The 25079-nt window shown below is 62.3% G+C and carries 17 protein-coding genes; 5 read left to right on the top strand and 12 right to left on the bottom strand.

Annotated elements, in window-relative coordinates; translation table 11 throughout:
- Positions 1–2: 2 nt before the first annotated feature.
- The 7 genes from hpaH to M5B97_RS14865 all read right to left on the bottom strand — a co-directional run bounded on the left by hpaH (position 3) and on the right by M5B97_RS14865 (position 6468).
- A complete protein-coding gene (gene hpaH, locus M5B97_RS14895) occupies positions 3–806 on the bottom strand; it encodes a 2-oxo-hept-4-ene-1,7-dioate hydratase (protein WP_134656687.1) in 804 nt (267 codons plus the stop codon).
- A gap of 11 nt (positions 807–817) precedes the next feature.
- Positions 818–2122 carry an MFS transporter gene (locus tag M5B97_RS14890; RefSeq protein ID WP_248731885.1) on the bottom strand — a complete coding sequence of 435 codons (1305 nt, stop codon included), beginning with the start codon at positions 2120–2122 and terminating at the stop codon, positions 818–820.
- Positions 2123–2255: 133 nt separating this feature from the next.
- Positions 2256–2648: a 5-carboxymethyl-2-hydroxymuconate Delta-isomerase gene (locus tag M5B97_RS14885; protein ID WP_248731884.1), complete on the bottom strand. Its 393-nt coding sequence runs from the start codon at positions 2646–2648 to the stop codon at positions 2256–2258.
- Positions 2649–2663: 15 nt separating this feature from the next.
- On the bottom strand, positions 2664–3521 hold the full coding sequence (gene hpaD / locus M5B97_RS14880; protein WP_134656684.1) for a 3,4-dihydroxyphenylacetate 2,3-dioxygenase: 858 nt from the start codon (positions 3519–3521) through the stop codon (positions 2664–2666).
- 48 nt (positions 3522–3569) lie between these two features.
- A complete protein-coding gene (gene hpaE, locus M5B97_RS14875; protein ID WP_123716987.1) occupies positions 3570–5030 on the bottom strand; it encodes a 5-carboxymethyl-2-hydroxymuconate semialdehyde dehydrogenase in 1461 nt (486 codons plus the stop codon).
- 5 nt (positions 5031–5035) lie between these two features.
- Positions 5036–5806 carry a fumarylacetoacetate hydrolase family protein gene (locus M5B97_RS14870; protein ID WP_248731883.1) on the bottom strand — a complete coding sequence of 257 codons (771 nt, stop codon included), beginning with the start codon at positions 5804–5806 and terminating at the stop codon, positions 5036–5038.
- Positions 5803–6468, bottom strand: a complete 666-nt coding sequence (locus M5B97_RS14865) for a fumarylacetoacetate hydrolase family protein (RefSeq protein WP_248731882.1) — start codon at positions 6466–6468, stop codon at positions 5803–5805. The genes M5B97_RS14870 and M5B97_RS14865 overlap by 4 nt, the downstream gene beginning before the upstream one ends.
- A 128-nt stretch (positions 6469–6596) precedes the next feature.
- Here M5B97_RS14865 and hpaA point away from each other — a divergent pair, with 128 nt between their 5' ends.
- Positions 6597–7457 carry a 4-hydroxyphenylacetate catabolism regulatory protein HpaA gene (gene hpaA, locus M5B97_RS14860; protein WP_248731881.1) on the top strand — a complete coding sequence of 287 codons (861 nt, stop codon included), beginning with the start codon at positions 6597–6599 and terminating at the stop codon, positions 7455–7457.
- On the opposite strand, the gene M5B97_RS14855 is transcribed toward hpaA, so the two are convergent.
- Together M5B97_RS14855 and M5B97_RS14850 are read right to left on the bottom strand one after the other, a co-directional pair.
- On the bottom strand, positions 7384–8853 hold the full coding sequence (locus M5B97_RS14855) for an efflux transporter outer membrane subunit (protein ID WP_248731880.1): 1470 nt from the start codon (positions 8851–8853) through the stop codon (positions 7384–7386). The two genes, hpaA and M5B97_RS14855, sit on opposite strands and share 74 nt — an antisense overlap.
- Positions 8853–9647, bottom strand: coding sequence for a helix-turn-helix transcriptional regulator (locus M5B97_RS14850; protein ID WP_123716989.1), 795 nt, complete (start codon positions 9645–9647; stop codon positions 8853–8855). Before M5B97_RS14850 ends, M5B97_RS14855 begins: the two co-directional genes overlap by 1 nt.
- Positions 9648–10135: 488 nt before the next feature.
- Between M5B97_RS14850 and M5B97_RS14845 the strand changes: the two genes are divergently transcribed.
- The gene (locus M5B97_RS14845; protein ID WP_248731879.1) at positions 10136–16405 is read left to right on the top strand and encodes a non-ribosomal peptide synthetase; all 6270 of its coding nucleotides are present in this window, start codon (positions 10136–10138) and stop codon (positions 16403–16405) included.
- A 112-nt stretch (positions 16406–16517) separates the two neighbouring features.
- Here M5B97_RS14845 and M5B97_RS14840 read toward each other — a convergent pair whose 3' ends face one another.
- From M5B97_RS14840 to M5B97_RS14830, 3 genes are all read right to left on the bottom strand, one after another.
- Positions 16518–18044, bottom strand: a complete 1527-nt coding sequence (locus M5B97_RS14840) for a glycosyltransferase family 39 protein (RefSeq protein WP_248731878.1) — start codon at positions 18042–18044, stop codon at positions 16518–16520.
- A gap of 26 nt (positions 18045–18070) precedes the next feature.
- Positions 18071–19726, bottom strand: a complete 1656-nt coding sequence (arnT, locus tag M5B97_RS14835) for a lipid IV(A) 4-amino-4-deoxy-L-arabinosyltransferase (RefSeq protein WP_248731877.1) — start codon at positions 19724–19726, stop codon at positions 18071–18073.
- Between the two features lie 190 nt (positions 19727–19916).
- On the bottom strand, positions 19917–20600 hold the full coding sequence (locus M5B97_RS14830) for a histidine phosphatase family protein (RefSeq protein WP_248731876.1): 684 nt from the start codon (positions 20598–20600) through the stop codon (positions 19917–19919).
- A gap of 273 nt (positions 20601–20873) precedes the next feature.
- Between M5B97_RS14830 and M5B97_RS14825 the strand changes: the two genes are divergently transcribed.
- From M5B97_RS14825 to M5B97_RS14815, 3 genes are read left to right on the top strand one after another with little or no spacing between them, the layout of a single operon-like run.
- Positions 20874–21542, top strand: a complete 669-nt coding sequence (locus tag M5B97_RS14825) for an ABC transporter ATP-binding protein (protein WP_248731875.1) — start codon at positions 20874–20876, stop codon at positions 21540–21542.
- Between the two features lies 1 nt (position 21543).
- Positions 21544–24006 carry an ABC transporter permease gene (locus tag M5B97_RS14820; protein ID WP_248731874.1) on the top strand — a complete coding sequence of 821 codons (2463 nt, stop codon included), beginning with the start codon at positions 21544–21546 and terminating at the stop codon, positions 24004–24006.
- The gene (locus M5B97_RS14815; RefSeq protein WP_248731873.1) at positions 23996–25060 is read left to right on the top strand and encodes a lipocalin-like domain-containing protein; all 1065 of its coding nucleotides are present in this window, start codon (positions 23996–23998) and stop codon (positions 25058–25060) included. The genes M5B97_RS14820 and M5B97_RS14815 overlap by 11 nt, the downstream gene beginning before the upstream one ends.
- Positions 25061–25079 lie beyond the last annotated feature (19 nt).

Raw genomic sequence — 25079 nt, 5'->3', positions numbered from 1 at the left:
GCTTAGACGAAACGACAGGCAATCGACCCGAGCAGGTCGTAGTCGACATGAAAGGTATCGCCAGGGTTGGCCGCCACCGGCCGGGTAAAGGAGCCACCGAGGATGACTTGCCCCGGCAGCAACGTGACGTCATACGGCGCCAGTTTGTTGGCCAGCCAAGCTACGCCCTTGGCCGGGTGGTTGAGCACCGCCGCGGAGACGCCGGACTCCTCGATCACTCCATTGCGGTACAGCACCGCCGGCACTTTGCGCAGGTCGATCTCGGTGGGGCGCACGGCGCGACCGCCCAGCACCACACCGGCATTCGCGGCGTTGTCGGAGATGGTGTCGAACACCTTGCGGGTCGCGCGGGTCTGCGGGTCGACCTGCTGGATGCGGGCATCGATGATCTCCAGCGCCGGGATCACCCATTCGGTGGCGTCGAGTACATCGAACACTGTGCAGTTCGGGCCTTTGAGGGGCTTGCCGAGGATGAAAGCCAGCTCCACTTCCACCCTTGGCACGATGAAGCGATCGAAGGGGATGTCGCTGCCTTCGTCGAAAAACATGTCATCGAGCAGCGCGCCGTAGTCGGGTTCGGTGATGTTCGACGACACCTGCATGGCCCGCGAGGTCAGGCCGATCTTGTGGCCTTTCAAGGTGCGCCCGTCCTTGATCTTCTGGGCGACCCAGGCGCGCTGGATCGCATAGGCGTCCTCGAGCGTGATGTCCGGGTAGTCGAGGGAAAACTGACGCACTTGTTCACGGCTGTGTTCGGCGCGGTCCAGGCGGGCGGCCGCTTCAAGGATTTGCTGGGAGTCGAGCATGGCAACAATCTCTAGTATGGGTTGACGATGGCGGCGTGTGTGCGTAGCACCAGCAGGCCGCCGAGGGCGATAAACAGGGCAAGGACATACAGGGCCAGGCTGGCGCTTTGGGTGGCGTCGCGCATCCAGCCGATCAGGTACGGCGCGAGAAATGCGGCGACGCTGCCGAACGAACTGATCATGGCGATGCCGGCAGCCTGGGTGGTGTTGGATAGAAACGCCGGCGGCAGTTGCCAGAACATCGGCAGGGCCGCACTGGCGCCCATGCCGGCCACCACCAGCCCGCCCATCACCAGCAATGGATTGCCTGGCGCCAGGCCTGCCACGGCAATGCCGACGGCGGCCATCAGCAATGGCACACACAGGTGCCAGCGGCGTTCGCGATGGCGGTCGGAAGAACGCCCGCAGCCGATCATGAAGCAGCAGCCGGCCAGGTACGGCACGGCACTGAGCAGGCCAATTTGGCTGTCGCGGCCGATGCCGGCGCCGTGGATCAGGGTGGGCATCCAGAACGCGAGGGTGTTCACTGCGAGCATCACCGCAAAGTACACCGCGACCAGCAGCCACACTTGCGGATCACGCAGGATGCCGCCGAATGAGGTGATGGTCTTGCGTTGTTCTTCGCTGTTCAGTTGGGCGCGCAACTGCTGCTTTTGTTCGGCGGTCAGCCAGCGCACCGAGTCGAAACCGTCCGGCAGCCCCTTGAGCACCACCAGCCCCAGCAGCACCACCGGCGCACCCTCGATGAGGAACATCCACTGCCAGCCACGCAGGCCGCCTGCATCATGGAAGTGTTCGAGAATCGCCCCGGACAGTGGCCCGCCCAGCACCCCGGCCATGGGCACGGCGATAGCGAACAGCGCGGTGACCTGGGCGCGACGGCGGGCCGGGTACCAGCGGTTGAGAAACACCAGGATGCCCGGGAAAAACCCAGCCTCGGCCACCCCCAGCAAGAAGCGCAGCACGTAGAAGCCGCGCGCACTCTCGACCCACAACATGCCGGTGGACAAGAAGCCCCACACCACCATCAGGCTGGCGATCCAGCGTCTGGGCCCGACCCTGTCCAGTGCCATGTTGCTCGGCACGCCGAACAGCGCGTAGGCGATGAAGAACAGCCCCGCGCCGAAGCCATAGACCGTATCGCTGAAGTGCAGGTCGCTGCTCATCTGCATCTTGGCGAAGCCGATGTTGATGCGGTCCAGATGGGCGAACAGGTAACACACCAGCAGAAGCGGCATCAGGTGCCAGGTGACTGAACGATGGGTGCGGTCGTGCTCGGCCAGTACGCGGCTGGCAGTGGTTTGGGCTGTGCTCATGATGGTGTACTTTTTGTTGTTAGGAGCGAGCTTGCTCGCGAAAAACGTCAACGAAAACGCAGCGCCTTTGGTTACCCACGGTGCGTGTGGGATCTTCGCGAGCAAGCTCGCTCCTGCAAGGACTGCGTCCGTTTCAGTTCGCCGGATTGTTCAGAAACGCATGCACGTTGTTCTGCTTGAAGTTGAGCTGTGGGTGCAGCTCGACCATCTCGAACGACAGCGCCAGCAGGCGCTGCGCCTGCAACTCGGCGAAGTGCGTGGTGATCAGTGCGAACACCGCTTCGGCTACCGCCTGGCGCGTGGCCAGGTCGCGGCCGTGGCCAACCTTGAGTGTCATGTGCACAAAGGCGTAGTCGTGCTTGCCATCGGCCATGCGCCAGGTGTCCAGGCGCACGCCACGGCTGCGGATACCGCCGAGGGGAAACACGCCACTGTCTCCCAGCACGCAGTGGACCTGTTCAAACAAACCGGGCAGGTCGGCCTGTTGTTCGATGTTGTCGGTGTACTCGACGATAAAGTGCGGCATGGGTTTCTCCCAGGTTTACAGCGGGAAAATCGCGTTGATCTGGCCGGTGCCCGAGCTGCCGAACGGGGGCGTGATGATCTCGGCGGGCTGGGCATATTCGGGCCCGCCCAGCAGGCCGAGGAGCATGGCGGTGTCGTGCATCTTGCCTTCACCAAAACAGTGCTCGGCGTAGTCCGGCAACATCGCGCAGAACTCCTTGAAACGGCCTTGCTGCCACATATCCACCACGTGCAGGTCCATCTGCTTGTCGAATTCGCGGGTCCAGTTGTGGATATTCGCTTCGGCCTCGCGGTCGTCCGAGAAGCGGTGGGATAGAGAGCCGGAGGCCAGTACCAGCACCTTGCGGTCACTCTTTTCGATGGCCCGGCGTACGGCGGCGCCGAACGTGAAGCTGTCTTCCAGACGGTGCCAGGCGCACCAGGCGGCGATGGAAATGACCTTGAATTTTTCATCGTCCGGCACGCCCATGTGCATGTAGCGCATGGGCACCAGCGTGCCGTATTCCAGCTCCAGGCTCGGGATGTTGTGGGCCATGCTGCGCACACCGGCCAGGTTGGCCTCGGCGGCGATCAGTTCGCCCAACTCGGGGCAGCCGGGGTAGGCGTACTCCATGTTCTTGATGAAGTGCGGCAGCTCGTTACTGGTGTAGGTGCCCTGGAACTGTTCGCCGCAGTTGACGTGATACCCACTGTTGACCAGCCAGTGCACGTCGAACACCACCGCGGTGTCGGCGCCCAATGCTCGAGCACGACGGCCGATTTCCTTATGCCCGGCAATCGCCGCTTCGCGACAGCCATGATGTTTGCCGGGCAATTCCGACAGGTACATCGACGGCACATGACAGATCTTCGCTGCCAGAACCACTTCGCCCATGATGATTCTCCTGAGTCATTATTCTTGTTGGTGTGCAAAGGTGGCTGGCTATACGCCCCAACGCGGGATGTGATGGCTGCCCATGGAAATGCATACGTTCTTGATCTCGGCAAACACTTCAAAGCTGTACTGGCCGCCTTCGCGCCCGGTGCCGGAGCCTTTGACCCCACCGAACGGCTGACGCAGGTCCCGCACATTCTGGCTGTTGATAAATACCATGCCGGCTTCAATGCCGCGCGCCAGACGATGGGCCTTACCGATATCCTGGGTCCAGATATAGGAGGCCAGGCCGTACTCGGTATCGTTGGCCAGCTGCAGCGCCTCGGCCTCGTCCTTGAACGGAATCAGGCACACCACCGGACCGAAGATTTCTTCCTGAGCGATGCGCATCTTGTTGTTCACATCGGCAAACACGGTCGGCTGGATAAACTGGCCTTTGCTCAAGTGCGCCGGCAGGTTGGCGGGGCGCTCCAGGCCTCCAGCGAGCAGGGTGGCGCCTTCTTCGAGGCCGATCCTGATGTAGCCGGTGACCTTGTCGTAATGCGCCTGGGTGATCATCGAGCCGACCTGGGTGTTGGGGTCTTGCGGGTCGCCGACGATCAAGCGTCTGGCGCGGGCGGCAAACTCGGCGACAAACTGCGGGTAGACGCTTTCCTGGATGAAGATCCGGCTGCCGGCGGTACAGCGCTCGCCGTTCAGGGAAAAGATGGTGAACAGCGCGGCGTCCAGGGCACGCTCAAGGTCGGCATCTTCAAAGATCAACACCGGCGACTTGCCGCCCAGTTCCATGGAGTATTTTTTCAGGCCGGCCGTCTGCATGATTTTCTTGCCCGTGGCGGTGCCTCCGGTAAAGGAAATCGCCCGCACGTCCGGATGGCGTACCAGGGCGTCGCCGGCGGTGGCGCCATAACCCTGGATCACATTGAGCACGCCGTTGGGAATCCCGGCTTCCACCGCCAGGCGTCCGAGCTCATTGGCGGTCAGCGGTGACAGCTCCGACATCTTCAACACCGCCGTATTGCCCAGGGCCAGACACGGCGCAGTCTTCCAGGTGGCGGTCATGAACGGCACGTTCCATGGCGACACCAAACCGCACACGCCCACCGGCTGGTACAGGGTGTAGTTGAGCATCTGGTCGTCCACCGGGTAGCTGTGGCCGTCCATGCGCGTGCAGACTTCGGCGAAGAAATCGAAGTTATGCGAAGCACGTGGGATTAGCACGTTCCGGGTCTGGTGGATCGGCAGGCCGGTGTCGAGGGTTTCCAGTTCGGCCAGGTGCGGCACGTTCTGCTCGATCAATTCGCCGAGTTTGCGCATCAACCGGGCGCGCTCTTTGGCCGGGGTGTTGGCCCACTTGGGAAACGCCTCCTTGGCGGCCGCCACCGCTTGGGCGACTTCCTCGGCGCCACCACTGGCGACTTCGCCAATGGCCTCGCCGGTGGCCGGGTTGTAGTTGATGAAGGTGTCTTTGCTTTCGACTTCACGGCCGTTGATCCAGTGTTTGATCATGTTGCTCACGCCTCTTTCCGGGCGGAGAAAAAATCCGCCTCGCTGACAATTCGGTTGACCAGACGGCCCACGCCTTCGACTTCCACCACCACTTCATCTCCCGGCACTACATCGGCCAGGCCTTCGGGCGTGCCGGTGGCGATCATGTCGCCCGGCTGCAGGGGCATGAAGCTGGACAGGTATTCGATCAGATAAGGAATATCGAAAATCATGTCGCGGGTGCTGCCGACCTGGCGCAGTTCACCGTTGATCCAGGTGCGCAGGGTGAGATTGCCCGGGTCGGGCACGTCAGCCACATCGACGATCCAAGGGCCGACCGGTGTGGTGGTGTCGCGGTTTTTCACTCGCAGGTTGGGGCGGTAATAGTTTTCCAGGTAGTCGCGGATCGCGTAGTCGTTGCACACCGTGTAGCCGGCGAGGTAGTCCAGGGCGTCGGCGCGATTGACGTTGCGCGCGGTCTTGCCGATGACCGCTACCAACTCGCACTCGTAGTGCATGTAGGCGACGTTGTCCGGGCGCCACGTGACCTGGCGATGGCCGGTGTAGGTGCCCACCGACTTGATAAACACCAGGGGTTCGGTCGGCGGCTTGAACGCCAACTCGGCGGCGTGGTCGGCGTAGTTCAGGCCGAGGGCGAACATGTTGCCGGTGGCCGGTGGCAACCATTGCACCTGATCTTCCGCGACCCGGCGGCCATCGTTCAGGCGTACGGCATTATCGGCTTCAACCTGTACGGCGTGGACTTCACCTTCAAAACGGATGCGCGCGTGTTTCATGCTTGAGTCTCCGCTTGAACATGACTGACCAGGCGGCCCACGCCGTCGATCTCGACTTCAACCTTGTCGCCCGGCAGCACATCCACACGACCTGGCGGAGTGCCGGTGATCAGCACATCGCCCGGGTGCAGGGTCATGAACTCGCTGATCTCGGCGATCAATTGCGGGATGTCGCGCACCCAGTTGGATGTGGAGTCTTCCTGGCGCAGCTCACCGTTGACCCAGAGTTTGAGACTCAGCTGATTGGGGTTGGCGACTTGATCCCGTGGCACCACCTGCGGCCCCAGGGCACAGAATCCATCGCGGCATTTGGCTTTGACGGCAGGGCGGTAGTAGCTGTCTTCCGGCAGGCTGAACTCATTCACCACCACATACCCGGCCACATGGGCCATGGCGTTTTCCAGGCTGACGCGGCTGGCGCGCCGGCCGATCACCACGCCCAACGCCGGCCCCGGTTGCAGGCGTTCTCCTGCAGGATGCAGCACCACGCCGCCGTGCTCGTTGCGTGTATTGGGGGTCTTGATAAACAGCACCGGCTTGGTCGGCGGCTTCTGATAGGGCGCCTGTTCGAAGGCGGCGAGATGCTGGTCCAGCAGGCCCTGGTAGTTCAGCGCAACGCCGAACAGGGTGCCGCTGGCAACATCATGCAGGGTACGGCTCATGCGTTTCTCCTGGCGGTGGCAACGGCTGCGTAGGCAGTTCGTTAATGTGTTAACGTTATAATTAATATGTTAACTATCGTCAAGCATGGCAAAATCCAGCGACACCGCAATAATAAGAAGAGAGCAGCGTGAAGCCGATTCCCAACATCAACATCGGGCAGGTCTACGACCAGCGTTACAGCGACGCCGAGGTGCATTACGACAAGCTCGCCAACCTGGCGGAATTTTTCGGGCGCAACATGCCCGTGCATCGGCATGACCGATTTTTCCAGGTGCATTACGTAAAAAGTGGTGCGGTGCGGGTGTATCTGGATGACCGCCAATACGTCGAAGCGGGGCCTATGTTTTTCCTCACGCCCCCCACGGTGCCCCACGCTTTTGTCACCGAAGCTGACGCCGACGGGCATGTGTTGACGGTGCGCCAGCAACTGGTCTGGGCATTGATAGAAGCCGACCCCAGCCTGGCCTCAGGTGCTGCCTGCGTCACCTTGACGGAGGATGCCCAAGGGCTGGATCAACTGTTTGAAGCCTTGAACAGCGAGATCAATGCCCAACGGCCAGGACGCGCCGCCGCCCTGGATAGCCTGACCCGCCTGATCATGATTCGCCTGCTGCGCCTGTGTGCCCATTCGCTGCCGGCGCGTCCGACGCGGCATGAGGATTTGCGCATCTTCAATCGCTTCAACGAACTGATCGAGGCCCACTACCTGGAGCATTGGCCGCTGGCGCGTTACGCCGAGAGGATCGGCGTCACCGAAGCGCGCCTCAATGAGGTATGCCGACGCATGGCCGACTTGCCGTCCAAGCGTCTGATCCTGGAGCGCCTGATGCAGGAGGCCAAGCGCCTGCTGCTGTTTACCGGCAGCTCCGCGAATGAAATCTGCTACCAGCTGGGGTTCAAGGACCCGGCCTATTTCAGCCGGTTTTTCCTTCGTTACGCGCAGGTGACACCGGGGGAGTATCGGCTGCGGCAGTCGGGCTTGCGGTGACGCTCCATGCGCCGCCCAATGCCGTGTACAGGTTCACTTCTGCCACCAGTTGCGCCAGGCGGTCCACAATCAACGCTTGTTGGGAACTGAACAACGAGCGTTGCGCATCGAGGAACGTCAGGTTGCTGTCTACGCCGCTGCGGTAGCGGTGTTGAGCCAGGTCGTAATACGCCTGGTTGGCGGCGACGAAATCCCTTTGCGCCTTCAATTGGTCGTTAAACGTCTGGCGCGCGGCGAGGCCGTTGGCGACTTCCTGGAAGGCGGTCTGGATGGATTTTTCGTACTGGGCCACGGTGACGTCTTTTTGCAGCTTGGCGTAGTCGAGGCTGGCCCGCAGGCTGCCGGCGTTGAAGATCGGCAGGTTGATCTGCGGCTGGAACGTCCAGGTGCCCGAGCCCCCCTTGAACAGCCCCGACAGGTCAGTGCTGGTGCTACCGGCGTTGGCCGTGAGAGTGATCGACGGGAAGAACGCCGCGCGCGCCGCGCCGATATTGGCATTGGCGGCCTGCAGTTGGTATTCGGCCTGGAGGATATCCGGACGGCGCTGCAGTAAGTCGGACGGCAGCCCCGCCGGCACGCGTGCCACCAGGTCATCGGCCAATGGGCGCGCCGGCAGGTTTTCATCCACCGGGGCGCCCACCAGCAGGGCGAGGTTGTTGAGGTCCTGGGCAACCTGGCGTTCATAGCGGGCCACACTGGCGCGGGTGCTTTCGACCGCTGTACGGGCCTGCACCACGTCCAGCGCCGAGGCTTTGCCCGCGGTTTTGCTGCGGTCGGTCAACTGCCAGCTGTGGTCGTTGGCTACCAGGGTTTGCTGGGCGAGGACCAGCAGTTCCTGGTCGGCCCGCCAGGTCAGGTAGGCATTGGCGACGTTGGCCACCAGGCTCAACTGTGCGCTGCGCCGTGCTTCTTCGGTGCCCAGGTAGGTGAGCATCGCCTGCTCACTGAGGCTGCGCACGCGGCCGAAGAAATCCAGTTCATAGGCACTTAACCCCAAGGTGGCGGAGTAGGCGGAGGTGATCGCCGACTTGCCGGTGCCCGTCACATTGGCGGGTAATTTCTGGCGTTTACCGGCCCCGTTGGCCGACACCGCCGGGAACAGGTCGGCGCGCTGGATGCGGTACTGTGCCTGGAACGCCTCCACGTTGAGGCCAGCCACCCGCAGGTCACGGTTGTTGATCAGCGCCGCGCCAATCAGTTGTTGCAGAGCCGGGTCATGGAACAAGGCCTGCCAGTCCGGCTTCACTGCAACGGTGCCGGCCTGTGCCAGTGCGTAGACACCGCCTTGCGGGTATTGCGCAGGTGTGGGTGCCTGTGGCCGTTGGTACTCGGGAATCAGCGAGCAACCGCCAAGCATCCAGGCCAGGCCCAGGGCGGTGAGCGTCACTCTGCTCATCAGGCGCCAACCATCCATTTGGCCAGGCCATGGCGGCCGCTCACGCCCAATTTGGCGGCGGCACGTTTGAGGTAGGTTTCGATCGAGCTGTTTTTCACACTGAGTTTTTCCGCCATTTGCGGCACGGTGCCGCCGGTCAGCAGCCCGAGGCAGACTTCTTGTTCCCGGGCGGAGAGGGTGATGTCACTGAGGGACAGGCGCTTGTAGAACTCACGCTGCAACTGTGACGGCTCCAACAGGTTGTGGGTCGGCTCTGCCTCGCTGATGGGGGCCTGGCGCAGCAGTTGTGCGTGGCGCTCCATCAGGGGCAGCAAGGTGTCCGACAGGCACTTGAGGAACGACAGTTCGGTCAGGGAAAACCCGCGTTGGGTCGCCTGGCGATACAGCGAAATCACACAGCGCCGATTGCCCTGGCGCGATACCAGGTTGCACTGGTGCGAGGTGCCCAGCGGGTGGGTACTGTCGGCCTTGGCCTTCAACTGAATCAGCAGCGGGTCTTGCATGCGCAGCATTTCCCGCAGCAGCGGGTGGTCTTTGAGGGGCTGCAGGGGCTGGGGGGCGCACAGGTCCTGTTGCAGGCCGGCGCTGCCCAGCAACGTGATATCGAGCACACTGTCGCGCAGCTCATCGAGGGTCCATTCGCTCAGGTCCACCAGGTGAATCGGTACCCACTTGTCCAGCAGATGCAACATGTTGGCGGCAAAGCTCGTATGACCGCTGTTTGAAATCAACTCACCTAATTCGGCGTAGAACTGCGGGTTTTCCGTGTTGCCAATATTTCGGGGCAGACTCATAGCCATCTCATCCTTGATGTCGAAAACCGTCAACGGACGCCCTGGGTCTGTAGGGGGCGTTCCGTACTCCTTGAACGTAGCTCGGAGTTCGAGATTTCATTTAGCCATAGCGATTTGTCCTACGTATGTAGCGGAAACGAGGGACACAACCTGCCATAAAAATGGTGTCATTAATTAGACGTTTCTGAGGGTGCATTCCGACAGAAAAAAATCGGCGTTGGTTTTTAGAGCTATTTAACTATTTGATATATAAGTAAAAATTATGTTTTAAATAAAAATTTTAGAAAAGCGACATCGGCGATAAATAGCCAATGTCCTACAACGCTTTAATCGTTTCAGTAATGAACTCTCAGCGTGGCCTGTTCGCCTGCCTCGATGTCCGGGTTTCGGGTGACAGACGCCCCCCGCCCCCCATGATCCAATCCGGCAGATTCGTCGTAATGGACTCCCCTGCGCGGCCAGTATCTGACCCCCATGAGAAGGATCTTATGAAGTATCTCAACAGCCCGCCGGTCAGCTTCCCCCTAACCGCCCCCCAACAGGACATCTGGCTCGACCAACTGCGGGTAGGCGACTCACCGCTGTACAACATCGGCGGTTATGTCGATTTTGCAGGTCCCGTGGTGCCGGATTTGCTCCAGCGTGCCGTTCAGATGCTGGTGGCCAAGCATGATGCGTTGCGAACCCAACTGCACTGCGATGGGAATGGCTTGCCCCGCCAGACCTTCGCCACCACCTTGACGACAGAGGTGAAGCTGCATGACTTCTCTGCGCTCCCCGATCCCAAGGCTGCGACCCAGGCCCTGATGCAGGAACAGATGTCCCGGCCATACGCCATGACCGGCGAACCGCTGTTTCGCTTTTTTTTGGTCAAGCTCGACGATGGTCACTATCGCCTGGGCACCCAGGCCCATCACCTGATCCTCGACGGTTGGGGCTTTGGCCAGATGCTGCAATCCCTGGCTTGCCTGTACACCGACCTGCAGCACGGCCGGCCACCGGAACTGCAGGCACCGTCCTATATCGACTTTATCGACACTGACCTGCACTACCATCAATCCGCGCGCTACGCCCGCGACCGTGACTATTGGCTGGACAAATACCAGGTGCTGTCCGAGCCGCTGCTCACGCCCAGGCTGAATACCCAGGCACCGAGCAACACCTTGGTGCAACCCTTCCCGGTGACGCTGCTCGACCGTATGGAGCACATGGCCAACCATTACCAGGCCTCGGCGTTTCATGTGTTGCTGGCGGCACTCTATGTGTATTTCACCCGCACCCATCAGCGTGATGAGTGGATGGTGGGGCTGCCGATTCTTAACCGTTCCAATGCGCGGTTTCGCTCCACCGTGGGGTTGTTCACCCAAGTGAGCGCGGTGCGTTTTCAGTTCAGTGAGCAGCTGCCGTTCAGCGCATTGGTGCGCGGTGTGCGCGATCAGCTCAAGCGGGATTTCCGCCACCAGCGTTTCCCCTTGAGTGAGATGAACCGCGAATTGGGCCTGCGCCGCACCGATCGCGGCCAGTTGTTCGACCTGTCGGTGTCCTTCGAACAGGACGACCATGACTTGCACTATGGTGATGTCCAGGGCCGGGCGATCAAGGTGTCCAACCATCACGAACCGTTGCCGATTGCCATTCACCTGCGCAGTAACCGCTCCCAGGACAGCGCATGCCTGCATTGCGTCTACAACGAGGCGTACTTCCAGCAGGATGAGGTGCAGGCGCTGGCGCAGCGCTTCACCTGGCTGCTGGAGCAGGGCCTGGACAACACCGGGTTGACGCTCGGGGAATTTTCTTTGGTGACGCCGGCCGAGCAGGCACAGCTGCAACGATGGAATGCCACGGCGCAGCCCAACACTGCCCCGCAGACCCTGCACGGGCGCATCGAGGCCCAGGTTGCACGTACGCCCCAGGCCGTCGCGGCAGTGTACCAAGGGCGGCAGTTGACCTACCTGCAGCTCAATCAACAAGCCAACGCGTTGGCCCATCAACTGTTGGCGCACGGCGTGGAGCCGGATGATCGCGTAGCACTTGTGGCCCGGCGTGGCCTGGATACGTTGGTGGGGTTGCTGGCGGTCCTCAAGTCCGGCGCCTGCTATGTGCCGGTGGACCCGGCCCATCCTGCCGAGCGGCTGGACTACCTGTTGCACGACAGTGCTCCCGTGGTCGTGCTGACCCAGCACGATCTGCTGCATCGGATTCCGGTCTCGGACGTGCCGGTGCTGTTGCTCGACCGGCCCACCGTACACTTGGGCGACAGCCCACGGGTGGCGGCCGGACCTTCGAACCTGGCCTATGTGATCTATACCTCCGGCTCCACGGGGCTGCCCAAGGGCGTGATGGTGGAGCATCACACCGTGTCCAACCTGGTGGACTGGCACTGCCAGGCGTTCAACCTGCATGCCGGCAGCCATACCGCCAGCGTGGCCGGCTTCGGTTTTGATGCGATGGCCTGGGAAGTCTGGCCGGCGCTGTGCGTGGGCGCAACGCTGCACCTGCCACCGGCCCATGACGGCGCCGAAGACATTGATGCACTGCTCGACTGGTGGCGCTCACAGCCGCTGGACATCTGCTTCCTGCCGACGCCGGTGGCCGAGTACGCCTTCAGCCAGCACCTGCAACACCCGACCCTGCGCACCCTGTTGATCGGTGGCGACCGCCTGCGCTCCTACAACCGGGCGCAGACCTTCGAGGTGATCAATAACTATGGCCCCACTGAAGCCACGGTGGTCGCCACCAGCGGGCGTGTTGAAGTCGGCCGGCCGCTGCATATCGGTGGGCCGATCGCCAATGCCAGCGTGTACCTGCTCGATGGGCAACAACGCCTTGTGCCCGTCGGCGCAACAGGCGAGTTGTACGTCGGTGGCAAAGGCGTGGCGCGCGGCTATCTGAATCGCAGCGAACTGAGTGCCGAGCGCTTTCTTGATAACCCCTTCGGCGAAGGCCGCCTCTACCGCACCGGCGACCTGGCGCGCTGGCTGCCCGACGGCAACCTTGAATACCTGGGGCGCAACGACGACCAGGTAAAAATTCGTGGCGTGCGTATAGAGCTCGGAGAAATCGAATCGGCCCTGGCGACCCACCCGGCGGTTCAAGACGCGGTGGTGCTGTTTCGCGAGGGGCAATTACTGGCGTGGTTCGTTGAGCGGCACACCGTCGATATCGAAGCGTTACGTGCTCATTTGCAGAGGTCGCTGCCGGACTACATGCTGCCCTCCGCTTACGTGAAACTCAATGGGCTGCCCTTGACCGCCAACGGCAAACTCGACCGTAAAGCGTTGCCCGCGCCGACCCAGGCCGCTTTCATCACGCGGTTGTTCGAGGCGCCGCATGCGGGGGTGGAAACCACCCTGGCGCAGATCTGGTCCGACCTCCTGCAGGTGCGGCAGGTCGGGCGTCACGACCACTTTTTTGAGCTGGGCGGGCATTCATTGCTGGCGGTGCAACTGGTGCAGCGCATGCGCCAGGCCGGCTTGCAAGCCGATGTGCAGGTGTTGTTCGGCCAGCCGACCCTCGCCGCACTGGCGGCGGCCAGTGCTCCACGCGGCAAGGACGCGCCGGCCAATCGGATTGCGTCGGATTGCACCCATATCACCCCGGACATGCTCGCCCTGGCCGAGCTGGATCAACCGAGCCTGGACCGCATTGTCGCGGGCATTCCGGGTGGTGCGGCGAATGTGCAGGAAATCTACCCGCTGGCGCCGTTGCAGGAAGGCTTGCTCTACCACCACATCACCGACGAACACGACCCGTACCAGCAACACGCGATGTTCAGCTTTGCCCGCCGCGAGCAGTTGGACGCATTTGCCCTGGCCCTGCAACAGGTGATCGACCGCCACGATATCCTGCGCACCAGCCTGGTGTGGGACACCCTCGAGCAGCCGATGCAAGTGGTGTGGCGCCATGCTCACTTGCGGGTCGAGCCGCTGCATGAACCCCGCGTACCCCTCGATTTGCGCCAGGCGCCGCTGATGGCCCTGGAGTACGCCGAAGACCCGCAGCAGCAACGCTGGATTGCCAGGTTACGCTTTCATCACCTGGTCAATGACGCCACCTCGATGACGGTACTGGCCAACGAGATTCGCGCCCACATGCTCGGTCAACAGGCGCAACTACCGCCGTCGGTGCCTTATCGCAACGTCGTGGCGCAGAGTCGCTCTCCTGCGCAGCAGGCCGCCCACGAGGCGTTCTTTCGTGAGCGGTTGGCGGATGTCAGCGAGCCGACCCTGGCGTTCGGTTTGCTGGAGCATCAAGTCGACCGCACTGAAATCGAAGCATTCGAACGGCCGATGGCTGACCCGCTCAATCGGCGTTTGCGCGCGCAGGCCAGTAAGCTGGGCGTGAGCGCCGCCAGCCTGTTCCACCTGGCCTGGGCGCAGGTGCTTGGCTGCGTATCGGGCCGCAATGATGTGGTGTTCGGAACTGTGCTGCTGGGGCGCCTGCAGGCGGGCGAGGGCGCCGACCGTGCACTGGGTATGTTTATCAATACCTTGCCGCTGCGCGCATGCCTGGCCGGGAAAACCGTGGTCGGTGCGTTGGGCGACACCCATGCGCAATTAACCGCCTTGCTCGTGCACGAACAAGCGTCCCTTGCGTTGGCGCAGCGCTGCAGCGGCGCGGCGCCACTGTTCAACAGCCTGCTCAACTACCGTCATACTAGCGCCGACAAGCGCTTTGACCTGGTGCCGGGCGTCGACTTGCTCAGCAGTGAAGACATCCTCAGTTATCCGCTGATGATCAGCGTGGACGATACCGCGACCGGGTTCCGTCTCAAGGTGATGGCGCCGCGCGAGGTGGGCGCCGAACGTTTGCTCGGCTACCTCGATACCGTGTTGCACGGTCTGGTCGACGCCCTTGAGCAAAACCCGCAAACGCCTTTGAGCGAGGTGCCGGTGTTGCCCGCCAGCGAGCTGCACAGGCTTGTGCTGGGTTTGAACCCCGGCGCAATCGACTCCCCGACGAACGCCACCCTGCAAGGCCTGTTTGAAGCCCATGCGCGACATACCCCCCATGGGATTGCCGTGCAAGCCGACGCAGGCCAACTGACCTACCGCGAGCTCAACGAGCGTGCCAACCAGTTGGCATTCCATCTGCGTGAGCGTGGGGTCCGACCGGATTCGCGGGTGGCGTTATGCGTCGAGCGCGGGTTGGAGCTGGTCGTGGGCTTGCTGGCGATTCTCAAGGCGGGGGGCGCCTATGTCCCGCTGGATCCAGGCTTCCCGGGCGAACGCCTGGCCTACATGCTCAAAGACAGTCAACCCGTGGCGCTGCTGGTACACGCAGCTACGCGCGAGTTACTGGGTGACGTTTCGGTTCCGGTGATTGACTTCGACCGTTGTGCCTGGAGCCAGGCCCCGACCGGCAACCCCTTGGTCGGCGACTTGACCGCTGCCAACCTGGCCTATGTGATGTATACCTCCGGCTCCACAGGGACGCCAAAAGGCGTAATGGTCGAGCATCGCGGGCTGTGCAACCTGATGCAGTGGGCTTCCCGGTTGTGCCCTGAGGCTGAGGGTGGAGCATTGCTGCAAAGGGCTCCGTTCAGTTTCGATGGCTCGGTGTGGGAGCTGTTCTGGCCGTTGACCCATGGCATGCGCCTGGTGCTGGCGCGGGTAGACGGTCATCGCGAACCGGCTTACCTGGCTCAGGTGATTCGCGAGCAGCACATCACGGTGATCCAATTCGTACCGGCCATGTTGCAGCAATTCCTCGAGCTGGAAGAGTCGGCATTGTGCAGCAGCCTCACCGACGTCTTTTGCGGCGGCGGCGAATTGACTGAAGCCTTGGCCCGCAGTGTCCAGGCGCGCTTGCCCCAGGTGCGCTTGCACAACGTCTATGGGCCTACCGAAGCCACGGTCGACAGTTGTATCTGGACCCTGGAGCCCGGCGCACCGGTGCCTGCCGTGCAATTGCCGATCGGACGGGCAATCAGCAATACCCGTCTCTATGTGCTGGATGAGCATGACAGACCGGTACCGCTGGGTGTCAGCGGCCAGTTACACATCGGTGGCGTCGGCGTAGCACGCGGCTACCTGGGGCTGGAGCAAATGACCGCCGAGCGCTTTATCGAGAGCCCGTTCGTGCCCGGTGACCGGCTGTACCGCACTGGCGATCTGGTGCGTTACCTGCCGGATGGCAACCTGGAGTTCCTGGGGCGCAACGATTTTCAGGTCAAGCTGCGCGGCGTGCGCCTGGAGTTGGGTGAAATCGAAGCGTGCCTGGTGGCGCACCCGGCGTTGCGTGAAGTGGTCGTGCTGATTCGCGGTGAACGTCTGGTCGCCTACTTCACCCTGCGTGGCCCGGCGCCGAGCCTGGAGGCCTTGCGTGCCCATGTACTGGAGCAATTGCCGGAATACATGGTGCCGGCAGCCTTTGTGCAATTGGATGAATTGCCCCTCAACCCCGCCGGCAAACTCGAGCGCAAGGCCCTGCCGGAACCGGGGGTGGATGCCGTGCTCAGTCGTGCCTATGAGCCGCCGCAGGGCGAGGTGGAAACCGTGATGGCGGGCATCTGGGCCGATGTCTTGAAGCTGGAACGGGTAGGGCGCCACGACCATTTCTTTGAACTGGGCGGGCATTCCTTGCTGGCGGTGAGCCTGGTCGCACGCCTGCGCAAGACGGGGTTGGAAGTGGACGCACGCACCTTGTTCAGCCAGCCGACCCTGGCGCAACTGGCGGCACGTACAGTGGCTCGAGTGCAACGCGTGGAGGTGCCCCAAACCGCCATCCCGCAACTTGACCGGCGCCGCCGGATATAAGCGTTGGCATGTGGACGGCGTGGGATGGGGCTCGCTCGCGATGGCTGTGGTCAGCTGATATATCGGATGCTGACACTCCGCCATCGCGAGCAAGCCGTCTTATGATTGCGCGCTACTGACGCGCGGGGATAAACGCGACACTCCCCCCCGAGCGCTTCTGGAACAGTCGCTCGCCATTGTCTGGCTGGGTGGTGATGACCTGATGGTCCGCTCCCAGGAACGCCAGCGGTGTCGGGTCTTCCTTGGAATACTGCGCGAGGATGATCGTGTGTTGCGGGTCGAAGTCCTGGCCGCTGGTTTTTTTCAGCCAGGCCATGAACGCGGCACTGTCGCCCTGGCGCGGGAAGTCCTGGGTTTCGCTGACGTAGTAGAACGGTTTGCCGTTTGGCATGTCTTTTTGCAGGTACATCGGCAGCTTGTTGTCCACTTCCACCAACACCAACTGCCATTGGTTCCACGGCGCGGTTTTGACGGCCTCGGCCTGCACGTCCTCGGCGAAACGGGTCACGCCGCCGTTGCCGGTGGTCCATGGGTAGATCACGCCAAGCACCAACAGCAGCAAACCGGCGGTGAAACCAAAACCTTTTTGCCAGCGTGGCCAACTGGCCTGCTTGTTCTCCAGGCGCTCGCTCAACCACCAGGCGGCCAGCAACTGGGCGAACGGCACCAGCGGCAGCACGTAGTAACTGCGTCGGCTGCCGCTGGCGGTGAAGAACATGAACAAGAGGCCCAGGCCCCACACCAACCAGCGCACATTCGGTGGCGTCTGCCGCCAGTTGCGCACGACCAGCCACAGGCCCAGCAACCAGCACGGCGCCCACGGCAGGGTGTAGACCGGCAGGTAGATCAGGTAGGTGTAGATCGGACCCATATGGTCGAAGGGATCGAAGAAACGCACCACGTTTTCGCGGAACACCAGCTCCAGGCCGCTGGCGCCGTAGGTCGGTGCGCCGTAAAGGTGGGACAACACAAACGGAATGGCGTAGAACCCCGCTGCGATAACGATGGCTACCGGCAGGCGCAGGTTGAGGTGGCGCTTGTAGCGATGCTCAGTGAGCAGGTGCGGCAACAGCACCAGGCCCGGCAATACGAAACCGATCAAGCCTTTGAACAGGGACGTTGCCGCCAGCAGCAGGAAAAATACGGTGTAGCGGCCCAGGCGCGTGTCATCCGGCCCGCGCCAGTACCACCAGACGGCCGCCAGCACGCCGCACACCGTCAGCACGTCTGCCGTGGCCACACGGGCCCAGAACAGGAAGTAGAACGTAGTGGCGAGCATCCAGCCGGCAATCAACCCGGTGCCCTTGCGGAACAGGCGCTCGCCGATCAGGTACACCAGCCAGATGCTCAACCAGGCGGAGATGACCGATGACAGTCGCAACGACCAAGGCCCCAGGCCCCCCATCAGGTTGGCAAAACCGGTGATCAGCCAGTAGGAGGGCAGGGGCTTGTCGTAATACGGCGTGCCCTTGAGATAGGGGTCGAAGTAGTCGCCACTCTGCAGCATCTGCAAGGTGATGTTGGCCCAGCGGGTTTCCGGCCCCCACAGGTCGCGCGCGCCCAGCCCGAGCAACAGGAGCAGGGCGGAAACGCTCAGCAGCAGCACCAGCGCGCCACGTTCGGTTTTCCAGAAACTCATGGGATCTTCCTGTGGCAGGCGCTGCATTAAGGTTGCTGTGGGTAAATGATCAGTAGCATGTCGCCCTTGCGATAGCGCTTGCCACCCGGTGGCAATTGCCCTTCTTCAATATGTTCACTGGTGCTCTTGACCCGCATCAGTACGCCGACCGAGCCTTGTTTACGCGCATCGACCAACCAGCCCTGGACACTGGCCAGGTCGACCTTGCGGTGCACCGAGTCGGCATATTGCAGGCCGTAGCGCAACTCGCCCTCGGTGTCATAAAAGGCCACTTCCGGGCGACGCAGGCGCCACGACAACGCCGATGCCGAGCCCAATTCGTTGCTCAGCAAAGCATGGGTTTGTTGCAATTCATCCAGATGCTCCGCCACGAACTGGTCGGGCATTTCGGTGTCGGTGATCATCGCCGGCATGCCCGCCGGCAACAGCGCCACCAGCAAGCCGATGCCCAGGGCCGGCATGGCCCACAATGTGAGTGGGCGGACCACTTGCAACAGGTTGGCCAGGATCCAGCCCAGCAGCACGATAAAGGTCAGGGACAGGCTGAACATCTCGGCGTGGCTGTTGCCGTACACCGGGTTGCTGACTTGCAGGTAGATCAGCGCCACCATCGCCGTCAGGCCGATCAGGAAGTTGACCACACCGTTGACCAGGATCGAGCGTGTCTTGCCTTGCTTGACGAGGTCGATCAACGCGTGGCCCATCAACAGGGCCAGGGGCAGCAGGCACGGCATGATGTAGGTCGGCAGCTTGCCCTTGCTCAGGCTGAAGAAGCCCAGTGGCAGCAACATCCACAAGGCGAGGAAAGCAATCGCCGGCTGGCCTTTTTCCTTCCAGGTCTTGATCAGGGTTGCCGGCAGCAGCGCCGACCAGGGCAGGCACGCCACCACCATGATCGGCAGGAAGAACCAGATCGGCCGCGCATGCTGGGCGTTGTCGGCGGCGAAGCGGCGGATATGCTCGTGCCAGAAGAAGAAGCGCCAGAAGTCAGGTTCCTTCAAGTGAACCGCCAGCACCCAGGGCAGGCACACCACCGTGGCGACCAGCACCGCCAACGGGCCATAGCGCAACAGCTCACCCACACGGCGCTGCCAGACCAGGTAAGGCACGGCGATCAGGACGGGCAACAGCCACGCCAAAAAGCCTTTGGTCATGAAACCCATGCCGCAGGCGACGCCCAGCAATGCCCAGGCCCCGAGCCGGCCGCGAGTGGTGCGGCTATCCAGGGCAAACCACAGGGCAACCAGGCTCAGGTTGACCCAGAACGTGAATTGGGGATCGAGGTTGGAGTACCCCGCCTGCCCGGCCACCAGGCCAAAGCTCATGTAGAGCAGGGCGCAGGCGAAGCTCTTGCGTGGGTCATTCCACAGTCGGCGGGCCATCAAGTAGGCCAGCAATACACTCAGGCCCGAAGTGAGGACCGAGGCGATGCGCACACCGAACAGGTTTTCGCCAAACACCGCCTGGCCGAGGGCGATCAGCCAATAACCGCCGGCCGGCTTTTCGAAATAACGCACGCCCATGAAGTGCGGCGCCACCCAGTTGCCGCTCATGAGCATTTCCTGGCTCACCTGGCCGTAGCGGGCCTCATCCGGAATCCACAGACCGTGAAAGCCCAGCGGCAACAGAAAGAAAATGGCAAAGCCGAGTAAAAGCAGGGGGAGAGGTTTCAACCGGGTCACGAACACGTCGCTCCTTGACGTTTAATGGAGGGCACTGAGTGTAATGAATTCATAGAACAAAGCATCACAATGTTCACTAAGCGGTTGGAGAAAGTCATAACGTCCTTAACTAACGGGCGCGATTAAACATGCCAGAACAGGGCTGTCGTTTGGCTGAACACGACAGGCACCGACATGTAAAAAAGTGTATTTAAAGTTGTTTCAGAGCCGCCGCCCATTCCTCGGTTTTCATGGTACCCACCGCCTTGAGCTTGCCGTTTGGCAATACCTGCACAAACAGTGCGCTGCCGTATTCGGCCGCATCGGCACGGGGGTAACCCAGGGCGGTCTGGAGGTCGCTCATGCAGGCACTGTGAGTGATCAGCATCAAGTTGCGGCCAGGTTGCTTGTGGGTGAGTGCTTCTTCGCCCATGGCCTCGCCGCAGATGGCCAGGGGGCCCGGCGACAACGTGGTCTTGCCGAACATGAACTGCGAGGTCTGGGCGGTACGCGTGGTCGGGCTGGCCAACACATCGGTACCCTCCATGCCCAGGGAAATGAAGGCTTTGCCCAGTTTGGCCGCCTGCTGGGTGCCGATGATCGTCAGGCCATCAGCCGGGCCGAAACAGGGGTTGCTGGAGCGATCACAGCGTTCTTCATGACGCACCAGCACGATCAGGTCGCCGTTGCGCCAACTGGCCAGGACCCCGGAGGTCACCAGGCGGTTGCCGACGCCAAGGTCCGTGGGTGATTTTGGCCAGAACAGGAAGCCGGCCAGCAGCAGGCCGATAACCGCGATGCCGGCCAATGGCAGCCGGATTCTTTTCAAGCGCTTTAACATTGCCCCATTGGATTGGGATTTGCTCAGGGTCACGTCAGCCACGCTGTTCACCATCGGCACTATTGTTGTGTTGTATAAAACAGGCGCAACTAATTGGCAGGTGCCCGTAATGGGGCAAAAGCCTGTCACAGCGCTGCTGTCTTTTAGCTGAACACGTAGATGTTAAGAAGGGTCGATGCTGGCAACTAACAAGTTGCCGGCAGTTGACGCTTGACGGGTAATTTAGAGAGGCGAGGGTGGGCAAGCAGTGAAATCCATGTGAAAAATTTGCGTGGGGCATGCAGGCAGCCGTTATTCTCGTTTGGAATCCTTCAAACGAGCGTTCTTATGTTGCAGGTGCAAGGTGTTCGCAAAAATTACGCCACTCCGCAGGGGCCATTGACGGTGCTGGCGGGAGTGGACCTGTACCTGAAGGAGCGTAGCAGCCTGGCGCTGATGGGCGAGTCGGGCAGTGGAAAAAGTACCTTGCTGCACCTGATAGCCGGTCTGGATCGCGTGGACTCGGGCAGTATTGAAATCGGCGGACAGCGCCTGGAGCAACTCAGTGAAGGGCAACTGGCTCATTGGCGTCGAACCGAAATCGGCCTGGTGTTCCAGCAGTTCAACTTGATCGGCAGTTTGCGCGTAGAGGACAACCTGGCGTTTCAGGCGCGCCTGGCTGGGCGCCTTGACCCGCATTGGCAGGCGCAGTTGGTAGAGCGCCTGGGCCTGGGCGACTTGCTCAAGCGTTACCCCGAGCAATTGTCCGGCGGCCAACAACAACGGGTCGCGGTGGGGCGTGCGCTGGCTTCTCGACCGGGCTTACTGCTGGCCGATGAGCCGACCGGCAATCTGGACGAGGCCACCAGCGACGAGGTTCTGCAATTGCTCTTGGACCTGCTGCGCGACAGCCCGACCAGCCTGTTGATGGTCACCCACAGCCCACGCATCGCTGCCCGACTCGATCAGCAGGTGGTGTTGCATCGCGGTCGCGTCGTGCCGACGGAAGCCCGCTGAGATGGCCGTATTTTATTGGACGTTGCGTGCCCTGCTGAGCCATTGGCGGCGTCATCCCGTGCAGTTCTTCAGCGTGCTCACCGGTTTGTGGCTGGCCACTGCGTTATTGACTGGGGTGCAGGCGCTCAACAGCCAGGCGCGGGACAGCTATGCGCGTGCCAGCCAACTGATCGGAGGGGAACCCCAGGCCAGTTTGAGCGCACCGGACGGTGCCGGTTTTGCGCAGACGCTGTTTGCCCAATTGCGCCGCGCCGGATGGCCGGTTTCACCGGTTGTGCAGGGGCGGCTGGTGCTCAAGGGGCACGAGGAGCAACGCCTGCAATTGATGGGTATTGAGCCATTGTCGTTGCCCGGCAGTGGCGCCGTGGCGGGGCAACGCTTGAGCCAGGCGCAAATGCGCGCGTTCTTCGACCCGCCGGGGCGCACCTGGATCGCCCCACAGACCTTGCACGCGCTCGGGTTGCACGAGGGCGCGCAGCCGCTGACGGCTGATGGGCAAGCCCTGCCGCCGTTACAGGTGCAGCAGGACATGGCCCCCGGCATGCTGCTGACCGATATCGGGTATGCCCAACCGTTGCTGGCGATGCCCGGAAGGCTGTCGCGTTTGCTGTTGGATAAAACCTTCGCCGCGACTCATCCCACGCCACCGGCCGAATTGCAGCTCAAGCAGGCTGTGGACAACAACCTCGCACGCCTGACCGAGAGCTTTCATCTGAACCTCGACGCACTGGGCTTTTTGTCCTTTGTGGTGGGGTTGTTTATCGTCCACGCCGCCATCGGCCTGGCCCTGGAACAGCGCCGTGGCCTGCTGCGCACGTTGCGCGCCTGCGGCAGCAGCGTGCGCATGTTGCTGGTCAGCCTGGGGGTGGAACTCGGCGTGCTGTCGTTATTCGGAGGTGGGTTGGGTGTTGCCAGTGGTTACCTGCTGGCCAGCCTGTTGCTGCCGGATGTGGCCGCCAGTTTGCGCGGGCTGTACGGCGCCGAAGTGGCGGGGCAACTGAGCCTGAGCCCGGTGTGGTGGTTGAGCGGGTTGGGCTTGAGCCTGCTGGGGGCCTTGCTGGCCGGGGCCGGCAGCCTGTGGCGGGCTGCGCGGCTACCGTTGCTGGCGTTGGCCAATGCCCAGGCCTGGCACGAGGCCCATGGGCGTTGGCTGCGACGCCAGGGGTGGGTCGCCGGGGGGACGCTGGTCATTGCGCTGCTGGCGCTGTGGTTGGGTGACAGCCTGGCTGCCGGCTTTGTGCTGATGGCGGCGTTACTGCTGGGCGCTGCGCTGGGATTGCCGGTGCTGCTCAACGGATTGTTGAAGGCGGTGCTGGGGCGTAGCCGTTCAGTACTCGGCCAATGGTTTCTCGCCGATTGTCGCCAGCAGTTGCCGGCATTGAGCCTGGCGCTGATGGCGTTGCTGTTGGCGCTGGCGGCGAACATCGGCGCGGGCTCGATGACCTCAGGGTTTCGCCAGACCTTCAATAACTGGCTGGAACAACGCCTGACCGCCGAGCTGTACATCAACCCGCAAAACCCGACCCAGGCGTCGCAACTGGGTATGTGGTTAGCGCAGCAGGCGCTGGTACAGACCGTGTTGCCCACCTGGCAGGTCGCGGTGCAATTGCAAGGCTGGCCGGCGGACGTATTCGGCGTGGTCGACGACCCGACTTATCGTCAGCACTGGCCGTTGCTGGAAGCGGTGAGCGAACCGTGGGACCGCTTGCTGCAGGACGACAGCCTGATGCTCAGCGAGCAATTGGCGCGACGCCTGAAGGTGCAGTTGCGCGACACCGTCGATATCCCAACCCCACACGGCCTTTGGTCGCCCAGGGTGGTGGGAATATACGCCGACTACGGCAACCCCAAGGGCCATCTGCTGGTCAACGCACAGCACCTGTTGGCGCATTGGCCGACGCTCTCGCCTGCACGCTTCAACCTGCGCGTGGCACCGCACAACGTGGCGCCTCTGGTGCATGCGGTACAACGCGAATTTGGCCTCGAGGACAGCCGTATTGTCGACCAACAGCAACTCAAGGGCTGGTCCAGCCAGGTCTTCGAACGCACCTTCGCCGCTACCGCCGCGCTGAACAGCCTCACCCTGGGCGTCGCGGGTGTCGCGCTGTTCATCAGCCTGCTGACCCAGAGTCAAAGCCGCCTCGGCCAGCTCGCACCGCTGTGGGCGCTGGGGGTGACGCGCAGGCAATTGATGTTGCTCAATCTGGGCCAGACCTGGTTGCTGGCGGTCCTCACGTTGATCCTGGCATTGCCCTTGGGGCTGCTGCTGGCGTGGTGCCTGGACGCCGTCATCAATGTGCAGGCGTTCGGCTGGCGTCTGCCTTTGCAGGTGTTCCCGGGGCAGCTTGTGCAATTGTTGGGGTTGGCGATGCTCGCGACGTTGCTCGCATCGGCCTGGCCTCTGTGGCAGTTGTATCGCAGCCGCCCGGCGGACTTATTGAGGACCTTTGCCCATGAAGATTAGTGCCTGGTTATGGGCGGCGTTACTGCTGTTGAGTGCGTGCGACAAAGCCCCTGCGCCCGAAGCAAGCTTTGCCGGCCTGGGCAGCGACGCAGCGGACTTTGCCCAAGTGGTGCCCGCCAGAGTCTTCAGCTTTCCCGAGGACCACGGTCCCCATCCAGGCTTTCGCATCGAGTGGTGGTACGTCACCGCCAACCTCAAGGATGCGCAGGGCAATGTGTTCGGCGTGCAATGGACGCTGTTTCGCAACGCCTTGAAAGCAGGTCCCACCCAGCCGGGCTGGCACGACTCGACGATCTGGCTCGGCCACGCCGCCGTCACCTCCGCCACCCGGCATTACGCGGCCGAGCGCTTTGCCCGCGGCGGTGTCGGCCAGGCGGGGGCCCAGGCGATACCGTTCACTGCCTGGATCGACGACTGGACCTTCGCCACCCGTCCTGGCGCGGCGAGCCCGCTGGCGCAGATGCAACTCAAGGCCAGCGGTGCGCAATTCGCCTATGACCTGCACCTGACCAGCCACCGCCCGCTGGTGCTGCAAGGCGACAACGGCTATAGCCGCAAATCCGACCAGGGCCAAGCCTCCTATTACTACAGCCAGCCGTTTTTCACGGCTGACGGCAGTGTCACCCTCGACGGCAAAATCTACCAGGTCAGCGGCCCGGCCTGGCTCGACCGCGAATGGAGCAGCCAACCCCTGGCCGCCAGCCAGACCGGCTGGGACTGGTTCTCCCTGCACCTGGACCGAGGTGAACAGTTGATGGTGTTCCGCGTTCGGCAAACAGACGGCGCGGGTTACCTGACCGGCACCTGGATCGACCCGCAAGGCCACACCCAGACCTTGCACAATGCCGATATCCAGCTCACCCCGCTGGACACCACCGACATCGACGGCCGTAAGATTCCTACGCGCTGGTCGCTGAAGATTCCCGGCAAACAGCTGGATATCACCCCTGATGCCGTCAACCCGAAGGCGTGGATGAACCTCAGTATTCCGTACTGGGAAGGGCCGGTGGGGTTTGAGGGGGGAGTGGGGTATTTGGAGATGACGGGGTATTGAAGGGTCAGCGCGGGTCATA

The organism is Pseudomonas sp. MWU13-2517 (assembly GCF_023242545.1).
Lineage (GTDB): Bacteria > Pseudomonadota > Gammaproteobacteria > Pseudomonadales > Pseudomonadaceae > Aquipseudomonas.
Note: the sequence above shows the minus strand (reverse complement) of the source record. Positions and strands in the feature narration are given on the sequence as shown.